At 66.7% G+C, this 12,078-nt stretch carries 7 protein-coding genes; 4 read left to right on the top strand and 3 right to left on the bottom strand.

Features of this window, described 5'->3' with window-relative positions:
• The gene (locus ACKN61_RS03600; protein WP_408952354.1) at nt 1–2,970 is read right to left on the bottom strand and encodes a carboxypeptidase regulatory-like domain-containing protein; all 2,970 of its coding nucleotides are present in this window, start codon (nt 2,968–2,970) and stop codon (nt 1–3) included.
• Between the two features lie 42 nt (nt 2,971–3,012).
• The gene (locus ACKN61_RS03595; RefSeq protein ID WP_408952353.1) at nt 3,013–4,527 is read right to left on the bottom strand and encodes a transglutaminase-like domain-containing protein; all 1,515 of its coding nucleotides are present in this window, start codon (nt 4,525–4,527) and stop codon (nt 3,013–3,015) included.
• 229 nt (nt 4,528–4,756) lie between these two features.
• Between ACKN61_RS03595 and ACKN61_RS03590 the strand changes: the two genes are divergently transcribed.
• The 4 genes from ACKN61_RS03590 (at nt 4,757) to ACKN61_RS03575 (ending at nt 9,226) form a co-directional block, all read left to right on the top strand.
• Nucleotides 4,757–6,190 carry an SH3 domain-containing protein gene (locus tag ACKN61_RS03590; protein ID WP_408952352.1) on the top strand — a complete coding sequence of 478 codons (1,434 nt, stop codon included), beginning with the start codon at nt 4,757–4,759 and terminating at the stop codon, nt 6,188–6,190.
• A 150-nt stretch (nt 6,191–6,340) separates the two neighbouring features.
• Nucleotides 6,341–7,438: a dipeptide epimerase gene (locus tag ACKN61_RS03585; protein ID WP_031373019.1), complete on the top strand. Its 1,098-nt coding sequence runs from the start codon at nt 6,341–6,343 to the stop codon at nt 7,436–7,438.
• Nucleotides 7,439–7,490: 52 nt separating this feature from the next.
• Entirely contained in the window at nt 7,491–8,339 is an 849-nt protein-coding gene (locus ACKN61_RS03580) for a MurR/RpiR family transcriptional regulator (RefSeq protein WP_408952351.1), read from the top strand.
• Between the two features lie 158 nt (nt 8,340–8,497).
• Nucleotides 8,498–9,226: a L,D-transpeptidase gene (locus ACKN61_RS03575; RefSeq protein ID WP_408953749.1), complete on the top strand. Its 729-nt coding sequence runs from the start codon at nt 8,498–8,500 to the stop codon at nt 9,224–9,226.
• Between the two features lie 836 nt (nt 9,227–10,062).
• On the opposite strand, the gene ACKN61_RS03570 is transcribed toward ACKN61_RS03575, so the two are convergent.
• Nucleotides 10,063–11,934, bottom strand: a complete 1,872-nt coding sequence (locus ACKN61_RS03570; RefSeq protein ID WP_408952350.1) for a DUF885 domain-containing protein — start codon at nt 11,932–11,934, stop codon at nt 10,063–10,065.
• Nucleotides 11,935–12,078: the final 144 nt, after the last annotated feature.

Raw genomic sequence — 12,078 nt, 5'->3', positions numbered from 1 at the left:
TCAGAAATCCACGGACACGGTCAGCTGGGCGTAGCGCGGGCTCTGGTAACCGGTGCCGTAGCGGTAGAACTCGTTCGGCACGCCGATACCGGTCTCGAACTCGTCGTCGACTTCGAGCTTGCGCTGGTTGTTGAGCAGGTTGTAGACCGCCAGCTTCACCCGCAGGTCGGCTGCGCCGATCGAGCGCTGATAGGTCAGGCTGGCGCCGATATCGAAGGTCCACGGCAGGTGGCCGCCGGAGCCGCGGCGGCGCAGCTCGTACACGCGCTGCGAGGCGTCGGCGGTGCAGTTGGACACGCAGACGTAGAAGCTGTGGTAGCTGGTGTCGTCGAACGGGTTGCCCTTGCCGAAGGCGTTGATCGGCCGGCCCGATTGCGCGTTCAAGGTCGCGCCCACCGACCAGTGGTCGTCGAAGGCATAGGCGCCGCGCAGCTTGATCTGGTGGCGACGGTCGTTCGGCAAGGGGCCGTTGCCGTTCAAGTTCACGAACGGGTCGTCGAAGGACTCGGTGCGGCCGGTGTTGTCGAAACCGAAGTCGGAGTTCGACGGCCCTTCCGCATTGCCCTCGCTCTTGGACCAGGTGTACGAGGCATTGAACGCCCACTTGTCGTCCCAGGCGCGGTCGAGCATGAACTCCAGTGCGCGGTAGCTGCGCTTGGGCTTGACCCAGCCGCGCTCGCCGACGTAGTTGCCGTCGTCGTCGTACAAGGCCCAGCCGGCGCGCGAGGTGTCGATGGTGACGAAACCATCGTTGCTGCCGTCGCAGTTGGTGTCGGTGTAGAGGGTGACGTCCTTGCCGGGGTTGGCCATGACGTAACCGATGCTGCCGGGTTCGCCGCCGCACAGGATGCCGTTGGAGGTGATCTCCATATCGTCGATGGCGTTGTGCAGGCGGCGGTAGATGCCGCGCACGCCCCACGACCAGGTGTCGTCGATCATCGACTGGAAGCCGAGGATGGCCTCGTCCTGGTAGACCGGGTCGATGTCGGCATCGACCTCGCTGCGCAGGTCGCCGACGGTGCCGTCGCCCTGGCTGTTGTCGACCGCGCCGATCTGCGCGCCGAGGATCGGGCGGTAATAGGTCGAGCCGTTGTACTGGAACGGCTCCAGACCGTTGAACACGTAGAAGGTGCGCTCGTCGAGGAAGGCGCCGGCCTGCTTGACGTTGATCTGGTTGACGATCGGCAGGAAGTAGCGGCCGACGTTGCCGAACACCTTGGAGCGGCCGTCGCCCTTGAAGTCCCAGGAGAAGCCCAGGCGCGGCGCGACCATGTCGTCGATCTTGATGTAGGTATTGCCCTCGCCGTTCTTGTTGTCGAAGCCCTCGATGCGCACGCCGGCGTTGAGCATGAAGTCCGGGGTGATCTGCCAGTTGTCTTCGAGGTAGTACGCCGAGTTGATCGACTCGAAGTTGCCACGCACTTCCTGCTGGCGCGCGCGCACGTAGGCGGTGACGCCGGCCGGCACGACGCCGCCGTTCTCGAGCGTGGTGCCGGGACGGGTCGGGTAGATCTGGAAGAACCTGCGCGACGGCCCCGGATAGAAGCTTTCGTTGTCGGAGGTGTTGACCTCGCGGTCCAGGCCGAAACGCAGCAGGTGGTTGCCGAGCTGCCACTCGAAGTCCAGGCGCGCGGCTTCGCGCTTGTCCAGGCCGACCTCGATCTGCGCCGACGACACGCAACTAATCTGCGGCAGGCCGGCGACGCGGCGGTCCTGCACCGCATCGCAGGCGATGTCGTTGAGGCTGCTCTGGATGCGGTCGCGTTTGTTCTCGCCGTACAAGGCCTTCATCGAGAAGTTCTCGGTGAGGTAGCCGGTGTAGGTCAGTGCCCAGTTGGTGCCGCCGGCCTCGTTGAACTGGGTGTTGGAACGGTTGCCGCGCTGGCCGGCGTCGAAGTCGTACTGATAGTTGTCAGTGGTGGTCTCGTTTTTGTCCGAGAAAGCCAGGAATTCGAGCAGATGCTTGTCGCTGATCTGCCAATCCAGCTTGGCGCCCCAGAAGCCCTTGTCGGACTTGCCCTTGAAGAAGGTGCTGCCGGCATCGTTGGTGCTTTCCGGCTGGTAGTCGCGGAACTCGTACATCGCGTAGAAGAACAGCTTGTCCTTGACGATCGGACCGGAGGCATGGACGTTGAGGTTGGTGCGGTCGTACTGGTCCTTGCTGGCGATGCGGAACGGATTGCCGTCGGCGTCGTAGTGATTCTTGCCCTTGGACTGCAGCGAGGCCGGCTCCCACACCAGTTCGGCGCCGTAGCGGAATTCGTTGGTGCCCGACTGGGTCACCGCATTGATCACGCCGCCGGTGGTACGGCCGTACTCGACCGAGTAGCCGCCGGTCTTGACCTGGAACTCCTTGAAGAAGCCGAACGGCACCGAGGAGAAGCCGACGCGCTTGTAGAAATCGGTGACGTTGAGGCCGTTGATGTAGACCGCGTTCTCCGACACCGACGAGCCGCCGAACGAGGCGCCGCCGTACTGCCCCTGGATCACGCCGGGCGCGAGCAAGGCCACCGATTGCGCGTCGCGGCCGACCGGCACGCGTTCGAGCTCGGCCTTGGTGACGTTGGTCGCCGATTCGGTCGAACGCACGTCGACCGGCGAGATCACCCGCGAGCCGATCACCTGCACCGCGCCGAGATTGGTCGCGTCGCCGAGGTTGATGTTGGCCTCGTTGCCCAGGCTCACCACCACCTCGATCGGCTCGCCGACCGCGGCGCCGTCCTTGCTGGCCTGCAACTGATAGGTGCCGATCGGCAGGAACGGGAAGCGGTAGTTGCCGCTCTCGTCGGCCTTCACGGTGCGGGTGAAGCCGGTCTCGGTGCTGCGCACCGTGACCTCGGCGCCGGCGGTCACCCGGCCGGCGAGCGAGCCGTCGGTGTTGGCCGCCAGCGCCGGCTGCAGCGCCATCGAAGCAAGGCAGATCCCCATCGCCATGCACAGCCCGGACTTACGCAAGGTCTTGCCGTTCATACCGCACTTCCTCCCCAGAATGATGGACGCCGCTCCGCCTGCTCAGGCCTTGGCGGGCAGCACTTGTGTCTCGTAGTCGTAGTCCCATTGGTCGAAGTAGAGATTTCCCCCTTCCCACTCGACCTCGCCCCGTTGCGAATCCACGGTTTCGGAGCGTTCGTGCGTCTTGGCCGGGACGAAGTCGCGACCGTAGTCGTCGTTGTACGCGATGCGATAGGCATCGAAGCCGCCGAAGTAGAAGTCGGCGAGCTGCGCGTCGGACGAATCGAAACGGCCGGTCGTGACGTCGACCGGCATCCAGCCGTAGGGCGCCAGATACATCCAGGCCCAGTCGTGCATGTTGGTGTAGCCGTCGTCGCCGTAAACCCAGCCCGACTGCCAGCGCGCCGGGATGCCGTTGAGGCGCAGCAGGGTCATCAGCAGCAAGGTCTGCTGGCCGCAATCGGCATGGCCGGCGTGCAGGGCGTAGTCGCTGATGTTGGAGATCGTCGAGTACTCGCGCGCGCCGGCCCAGGGAATGCGGTCGACCGCGGCGTAGAGCTTCCTGGCGATGCGGTAAGGATTGGTTTCCTCGCCGACCACTTCGCGCGAGAACTTGCGCAGCGCGTCGGTGTAGACCATGTGCGGCGCGCGTTCGCCCAGATACGGCCGGGTGTCTTGGTTCACCGGTGCCGGCACCACCCGCTCGGGGTCGATCGCGCGGTACTGGCCATAGACGGTGAGCTCGTACTGCACTTGGAACTTGGTAGGCTGCCCGGCCTTCGCGGTCTGTTGCAGATAGACCGTGCGCTGCAGGGCCGACTCCGGGGCGAGGCGGTGGCGGCCCGGCGTGCTGGCCAGATAGCGGATGCCTTCCTGCTGCCGAGGCAAGGCGCGCGGATACGGCAGCCAGGCGCGCACGGTCTTGCCGGCCGGCACTGCATCGGCGTCGACGGTCAGCGACTGGGTCACGCGCACGCGCCGCGGCGCGGCATGGGCGAGCCCGCTCCTGAGCGCGGCATCGCGTACTTCGGCGTGATGGGCGTTGAGCACTTCCATCGGCCCATGGCTCAGCGGTTTGGCGCCGGGCTTGCGGCGCGCCAGCGCTTGCTCGCTGAGCCGGAACAGGTTCGACGGCGCGCGTTGGAAATAGCGCTTGTCGCCGTCGATGATGAGGTGTTCGAGCAGGCCGGCGCGGTCCCAGGCGGCGAACTCGTCGGCGCGCAGGTCGGGAATCTGTTCGCGCAGCTTGGCCTGGGCCTGGGCTTCGTCGAGGGTGAAGTCCAGGCGGATGCGGCGCATGCGTTCGCGCTCGAACTCCAGCGCCTGGCGTTGCGGCGCGGTCAATCCGGGGCGGGCCAGGGCCTCGCCGATGCGGGCGCGGGCGCCTTCGAAATGACCGGTGTCGACCAGGGCCACGATGGCGGCGAGGCGTTCGCCGGCGTCGTCCGCAGCCGCGCCGTGGGCCCAGCCCGGCGCGGCCACGGCCAGCGCCGCGGCCAGCACGGCCGCCCGCCAACTCCCAGCGAAGAAGACGATGGCCCTCGCGCGGGGAGCGATAAACAGCAGGTCAGTCACGGGATCCATACCTGGTGTCACCCACGCGGGGGCCATCGATTCATGGCTGTGTAACATGAAGGGCGGACCCGGTCAATAAATTATTCTCTATCTATTTTTTGTAGGAAGTATGTATTCTGCGGACCGACCCGACGTCGCGCGTTCGTCGAAGCCGGGTGGGTGCCGGACGACCGGCATCGGGCCTGTGACGGCGCGCGGGATCGGCCCAGCGCGCCCGGAGCATGAAGCGATGCGTAGCGACACTCGCCACCCGCAGCATTCCCATGGCCGCGCCGCGCTGTTGATCGCGGCGTTGTTGGCAGCCGTGCCCTTGGGCGCGGCGCCGGGCTTCGCACGCGAGACTGCGCGCACGCCGGCGACCGGCGTGATCGGCATCGAGGAGGGGCAATTGAACGCGGACTACTGGATACGCCAGCAGACCCAGCCCGACACGACGATACTCGACCGCAAAGCGATCGACGCGCAGAACCAGCGCCTGCATCGGCTCGACCCGTCGGTGCACGATATCGAACATCTGCCGGCAAAACTGCGACGTGCGCAGGTCCGCGAGTGGATCGCGGCGCTGTCGCAGGCGCGCGAGGAAACCCTGTACGACGAGCGCGGCGAGGAAGTGCCGGCGCCGACCTTGCAGCAACTCGGCGACGCTCTGGCGCTGGACGCCATCCCGGCGCTACAAGACACCCGCTACGGCATGGTGGTGCGCCGCGCCGACCTGCGTACTTTCCCGACCCGGCTGCGCGTGTTCACCGCGCGCGGCGACACCGACATCGACCGCTACCAGGAAAGCGCGCTGTTCCCGGGCACGCCGGTGGCGATCGTGCACGAGAGCCTCGACGGCCAGTACTGGTTCGTGGTCAGCGAGCTGTACGCGGCCTGGGTCGAGAAGGACCGCATCGCCGAGGGCGAGGCCAAGCCGATCTTCGCCTACACCCGCAAGGCGCCCTACCTGGTCGTCACCGGCGCGACCGCGCGCACCGTGCATGCGCCCGAACAGCCCGGCGTGTCGGACGTGCAGTTGGAGATGGGCGTGCGCGTGCCGCTGCTCGCCGACTGGCCGGCCGAGCGCCCGGTCAACGGCCAACACCATTACGCCTCGCATGTGATCGAACTGCCATATCGCGACGGGGCTGGGCGGCTGCAGTTTTCCCCCGCCTTGCTGCCGCGCACCGCGGATGTTTCCGCGGACTATCTGCCGCTGACGCAGGCTAATTTGGTCCGCCAAGGCTTCAAGTTCCTCGGCGAACGCTACGGCTGGGGGCATTCCTACAACACCCGCGACTGCAGCGGCTTCGTTTCCGAGATCTACCGCAGCTTCGGCGTGCAGCTGCCGCGCAATACTCGCGACCAGGCGGTCAGCCCGGCCTACAACCGCATCGACCTGGCCGACGACGTCGGCCACGAGGACCGCCTGAAGATCCTCAAGACCCTGGAAGTGGGCGACCTGATCTACATCCCCGGCCACGTGATGATGGTGGTCGGCCACGAGGACGGCTGGCCCTACGTGATCCACGACACCACCGGCATCACCTTCCGCGACCGCACCGGCGAGCTGGCGCGCGTGCACCTCAACGGCGTCTCGGTGACGCCGCTGGTGCCGCTGCTGTTCAACCGCGAGCAGCCGACCGTGGACCGGATCACCAGCATTCAACGTATTCGTCCATGAGCGAGGCCCTCCACGCCGGAGAGCGATCCTCTCCCAAGCCGCGGCCGCCGACTTCACATCGCCGTCGATACCCTCCGAAGTAGCGTCGCCGAGCGCCGCCACCCTCCCAACCACCGAACACGCCGAACGAACCAAGACCTTACCGACCACATGAAGATCACCGACATCCGATTCGGCATGCTGCGGGTCCCGCTGAAAACTCCGTTCAAGACCGCGCTGCGCACGGTCGACGTGGTCGAGGACATCGTCGTCACCGTCCACACCGACACCGGCCACATCGGCTACGGCGAGGCGCCGGCCACGGCGGTGATCACCGGCGACACCCACGGCTCGATCGTCGAGGCGATCCGCAAGTTCATCTCGCCGCGCCTGATCGGCGAGGAGATCGCCAACCTCAACCGCATCACCGGCCTGATCCAGGGCGCGCTGGAGAAGAATTCCAGCGCCAAGGCCGCGGTCGAGATCGCGGTCTACGACCTGTGGGGCCAGCTCTACGGCGCCCCGCTGTACAAGATGCTCGGCGGCGGCGACCCGGTCATCACCACCGACATCACCATCAGCGTGGACTACATCGAGAAGATGGTCGCCGACTCGATCGCCGCGGTCGACCGCGGTTTCGAGTCGCTGAAGATCAAGGTCGGCAAGGACATCGGCGTCGACATCGAGCGGGTCAAGGCGATCTATGCCGCGGTCGAAGGCCGCGCCCTGCTGCGCCTGGACGCCAACCAGGGCTGGACCGCCAAGCAGGCGGTCTACGCCCTGCAGACCCTGGAAGACGCCGGGGTGCGCCTGGAACTGGTCGAGCAGCCGGTCAAGGCCCAGGACCTCGACGGTATGAAGTACGTCACGGATCGGGTCCACACCCCGATCATGGCCGACGAGAGCGTGTTCGGCCCGGCCGAGGTCATCGACCTGATCCGGATGCGCGCGGCCGACATCATCAACATCAAGCTGATGAAGACCGGCGGCCTGTCCAAGGCCATCCAGATCGCCGACATCGCCGCCATGTACGGGGTCGAATGCATGATCGGCTGCATGATCGAGACCAGCATCAGCGTCGCCGCGGCCGTCCACCTGGCGGTGGCCAAATCCAATGTGATCACCAAGGTGGATCTGGACGGTCCCTCGCTGTGCGCATTCAATCCGGTCGACGGGGGAGTTATCTTCAACGAATCGGAGATCACGGTGACCGACGCGCCGGGCCTGGGCATCCGCGAGATCCGCGGCCTGGAACCGCTCGACGTCTGAGCCGCGGCTCCGGTTTCGCCACAGGATTAGCCGTACAGGACTGGACCCGCCGATGTCGCCCTTGCTCAAGATCCGCTCCGAACGCGACCAGATGTCGGCGATCGAACGCCGGATCGCCGATTACCTGCTCGAGAACGCGCACCTGCTGCGCGACTATTCCTCGCAGCAGTTGGCCAACGCGCTCGGCATCAGCCAGTCGAGCGTGGTCAAGTTCAGCCAGAAGCTCGGCTTCAAGGGCTATCCGGACCTGAAGTACTCGATCGGCGAGGCGGTCGCGCGCGGCCACGGCCACGACGACGCCCACACGGTCGAATCGGTCCACGCCGACCCGCATGCCGCCCTGGCCGAACGCCTGTGGCACGGCAAGGCCCGCGCCGAGGAGGAAACCCGCCTGATCAACCCGGCCGAGCGCATCGACGCCATCGCCGAGCTGATCCAGGACGCACGCCGGGTGTTCATCATCGGCCTGGGCGAGGACGGCATCCCGGCCCGCGCCCTGGCGATGAAGCTGGCGATGATCGGCATCCTCAGCGTCCACCATTTCGACCCGGTGCTGATGACCGCCAGCACCGCCACCGCGAACCAGAACGACCTGCTGCTGGTGTTCTCCGAGCTCGGCAAGCAGACCGCGCTGTGCCACCTGGCGCGCACCTTCGGCGAAGCCGGCGGCAAGGTCGTCTCGGTGACCCGCCACACCCCCAACCCGCTGCGCGCCCATGCCGATTTCTCCCTGCTGGTCTCGGCCCACGACGAGCGCGCCCACGTCGAGCCGCTGCTGTACCAGTCGGCGCTGCAGCACCTGCTCGACCTGATTTTCATCCTGCTGTGCGAACGCGGCCAGGGCCGGCTCAGCCAGCTCGACAGCAACGCCGAACGCATCCAGGACATGCTCGACACCTGATGCCGCGCGATGCGCCGCGAGGAACGCCCATGCTCCGGTCCTTCCGTTTGCCCTCGTCCGTGGGCGATTCCGCATCCCCAGCCAGGCCTGGGGCCAGGCTCAAGCCCGCTTCGGGACTGCGCTGGTGCGCCGGCCTCGTCGCGGCGGGACTGGCCCTGATGCTGGCCGGCTGCGTCACGACCGGCAGCGACCGCCACGGCGGCGAAACCAGTCAGGCCGGGCAACTGGTGGTGGTGACCACGGCCGGCTGGGACGCCAACCAGGGCCGGCTGCAGCGTTTCGAGCGCGTCGGCGGCCAGTGGCGCTCGGTCGGCGATGCGGCCGAGGTGACGATCGGCCGCGCCGGTTCGGCCTGGGGCCTCGGCCTGCATCCGGCGCAGCAGGACGGCCCGGCCAAGCGCGAAGGCGACGGCCGCGCCCCCGCCGGCCTGTTCCGCATCGGCACCGCCTTCGGCTACGCCCAGCGCGCCGCCACCGCCCTGCCCTACAGCGCGATGACCGTGTCGGATTACTGCATCGACGTCAGCGACTCGCCCTTGTACAACCGCATCGTCGACGCCAAGACCGTCGGCGAGGCCGCGGTCGCCGGCTCCACCGAACCGATGCGCCGCGACCTGCACGCCGGCGGCGATCAACGCTATCGCCAGGGCTTCGTGATCGAACACAACCGCGACGGCGTCGCCGGCGCGGGCAGTTGCATCTTCGCCCACCTGTGGAAAGCCCCGGGCGAAGCCACCGCCGGCTGCACCGCGATCGCCGAGGGCGAGATGGACCGTTTACTGGCGTGGTTGAAGCCCGAAGCGCAGCCGGTGTTCGTGCTGCTGCCGCAGGCGCAGTACGCACAGCATTGGCGGGCCTGGGGATTGCCCGAGCCGGTGGGAGGTTGAGGGCAGCGTTGTCGCGCCGCAGACCGATTGCGGCATCGTCTCGGCGAATCTGCTGCAGCGACGCCGCCAAGGGCAGGAGCGGCGCGAGCCGCGACCGCGTTGGTGCGGTCTCGCCAGGCTTCTTTCAAGAAAGATCAAGATCAAACGCCAAGAGCTTCTGCCGCTAGAACATCTCGGCGAATCTGCTGTGGCGGTGCCACCAAGGGTAGGAGCGGCGCGAGCCGCGACCGCGTTGGTGCGGTCTCGCCGCGCTTCGATCAAGCAAGATCAAGATCAAACGCTTAGAGCTTCCGCCACTAAAGCGGCGGGTAACTTTCTTTTGTCTAAAGCAACAAAAGTCCGTCTGGATTCCCTTCGGTCAAAAGTCACCAAAGAAGTGGCTTTTGCTTTGAATCACAGGCCCGCACGTTCGATGCCGACGCATGGATCTACATACGGGACATCCCTGTCCCGATGAAAAACGGCGCGCATCCCTGCGCGCCGCCCTTCGGGTCTTCTATTGCCTTCGCGAGGGCTCGGCGACGCACAGCCACAGCCACAGCCACAGCTATATGCGACGACACCACCCCGTGTAGGAGCGACGTGAGTCGCGACCGTGCCTCCAGATCGCCGCGTCGTTATCGCAATGGCGCAGTCGCGGCTTGCGCCGCTCCTACTGGGGAACGCCGCGCGATCGAGACCGCGCGGTCGCGACTCGCGTCGCTCCTACCCTGCGATAGTTTCGAGGCCTCGATCAGCGACAACGGCAGTGCGGCTTCTGCGCGTTCCTGTCGCGGCTCACGCCGCTCCTACAGGAGAAGCGACGTACCCATGCCGCTAATCGATACAACGACCGATCAAGGCTTCGCGGCCGCCGCCGCGGCGGTCTTCGCCCGCTGCGCCGCTGCCTTCGCGCGACTCTCGTCGATGAAACGATCGGCACGCTGCTCCAACACCGGCAACGGCACCGACCCCAGGGCGAGAATCGCATCGTGGAAGGCACGGATGTCGAAGTCCTGGCCCAGGGCCTGCTCGGCCTTCGCACGCGCGCGCTCGATGCTCATCTGGCCAAGGTAGTATGACAACGCCTGGCCCGGCCAACCGATGTAGCGGTCGACCTCGGTCTGGATCTCGTGCTCGCTCAGCGCGGTGTTGTCGCGCAGGAAGGCCTGGGCACGTTCGCGGCTCCAGCCGAGGTGATGGATGCCGGTGTCGACCACGAGCCGGCTCGCGCGCCACATCTGGTAGGTCAGATAGCCGAAGTAGTCGTAGGGCGTGTCGTACAAGCCCATCTCGATGCCGAGCTTCTCCGAGTACAAGGCCCAACCTTCGCCGTAGGCGGAGATGTAGGTGTAGCGGCGGAAGTCCGGCAGGCCTTCGTGCTCGGCCGCGAGCGAGGTCTGCAGCGAATGCCCCGGCGCGGATTCGTGCAGGGTCAGCGCGGCCAGGTTGAACAACGGCCGCGACGGCAGGTCGTACGTGTTGAGCAGGTACACGTCGCGCCCGCCGCGGCCGGCGGTGTAGAACGGCGCCAGGTCCGGCGGCACCGGACGGATCGCGAAACGCTGGCGCGGCAGCAGGCCGATATAGTTGCCGATCTGGCCGTCGACGCGCTTGGCCAGCCACGAGGCGCGCATCAGCAATTCGTCGCCGGTCTTCGGATAGAACTTCGGATCGGTGCGCAGGTAATGCAGAAATTCCGGGAACGTGCCCTTGAAATCGGTCTTGGCGATGGTCTGGTCCATCTGCGCGCGGATCTTCGCCACTTCCTCCAGGCCGATCTTGTGGATCTGCGCCGGCGGCAAATCGAGCGTGGTGTATTCGCGGATCTTGGCCCGGTACAGTGCCTCGCCGTCGGGCATGGCCTCGGCCGCCAGCGTGGTGCGGGCCTGCTTCATGTACTCGTCCTGCATGAAGGCCAGCAGCTTGCGATACGCCGGCAGCACCTGCTCGTCGATCGCCTTGGCGGCCTCGGCGCGCAAGCGGGTCTGTTCGGCCGCGGGCATGTTCGCCGGCATCTGCTTGAACGGGGTGTAGAGCAGGTTGTCTTCGAGCTTGGCGTCGACCACTTCCTTGATCGACGCGTCGCGCCCGGTCAGGGTCACGCGCGGCACGCTGTAGCCGCGCACCAGACCGGCGCGCATGTTGTCGATCTGTTCGTCGAAATAACGCGGGATGTCGCGCAACTGGCCCAGGTAGCGGCGATAGCCTTCGGCGTCGCGGATCGGACGGCGCGCGGTGAAACCCAGGTTGGTCCAGAACGCACTGTCGCTGTTGAACGGCATCTCCCAACCGCGCAGGCGCTGGTTGGCGAGCAGGCTCTGGATCTGCTGGCGGAACACCTCGTAGTTGACCGGGTCTTCGCCGCGCAGCTGCGCCTTGTCGATCGCGTCGAGTTCCTTCAGCACCTGCGCCCAATAACGCTCGCGCTCGGCCTGGGTCGCGACGTCGACCTTGGGCAGACGGCTCGAGGCCTGGCCCTGCACGTCTTCGTCGTCGCCGCCGGCGAACTGCGCCTGCCGCCATTTCCATTCGCGCGTGTACAGCGCCTTGAAACGCACGCCGGCCTCGCTGTCGCGCGCACTCGCCTCATCGGCCGCGGACGCGGACGGCGCCGCGGTGGCGGACGGTTCGGCGGCGAAAGCCGGGGCCAGGCTCAGGCCGAGCAGCAAGGCGGCGGTCAGTGCGGCCAGGGGCGCGCGCGGCGGAGCAGTTCGGATCGAATTCATCGCGGGACTCGTTCGGGATTCGGACGGATGCGGGCCATCATGCGGCAATCCGCGCGAACGCGGATGTGCCTGAAGTGTCTGCCGATGCCGATCCGCGCCATGGATTCCCCTCTGAACGGGCCGCCCGGGGGGACCGCCGATACC

This window comes from Lysobacter sp. Hz25, assembly GCF_046097045.1.
In the GTDB taxonomy this organism is placed as follows: domain Bacteria; phylum Pseudomonadota; class Gammaproteobacteria; order Xanthomonadales; family Xanthomonadaceae; genus Lysobacter; species Lysobacter antibioticus_B.
This window is presented reverse-complemented; position numbering and strand designations above follow the sequence as displayed.

What these genes read in the sequence shown, in the direction of transcription:
- ACKN61_RS03580 (WP_408952351.1), top strand. Translation starts at nt 7,491, where the DNA reads ATGTCGCCCTTGCTCAAGATCCGCTCCGAACGCGACCAGATGTCGGCG.
- ACKN61_RS03590 (WP_408952352.1), top strand. Translation starts at nt 4,757, where the DNA reads ATGCGTAGCGACACTCGCCACCCGCAGCATTCCCATGGCCGCGCCGCG.
- ACKN61_RS03570 (WP_408952350.1), bottom strand. Translation starts at nt 11,934, where the DNA reads ATGAATTCGATCCGAACTGCTCCGCCGCGCGCGCCCCTGGCCGCACTG.
- ACKN61_RS03600 (WP_408952354.1), bottom strand. Translation starts at nt 2,970, where the DNA reads ATGAACGGCAAGACCTTGCGTAAGTCCGGGCTGTGCATGGCGATGGGG.
- ACKN61_RS03575 (WP_408953749.1), top strand. Translation starts at nt 8,498, where the DNA reads ATGCTGGCCGGCTGCGTCACGACCGGCAGCGACCGCCACGGCGGCGAA.
- ACKN61_RS03585 (WP_031373019.1), top strand. Translation starts at nt 6,341, where the DNA reads ATGAAGATCACCGACATCCGATTCGGCATGCTGCGGGTCCCGCTGAAA.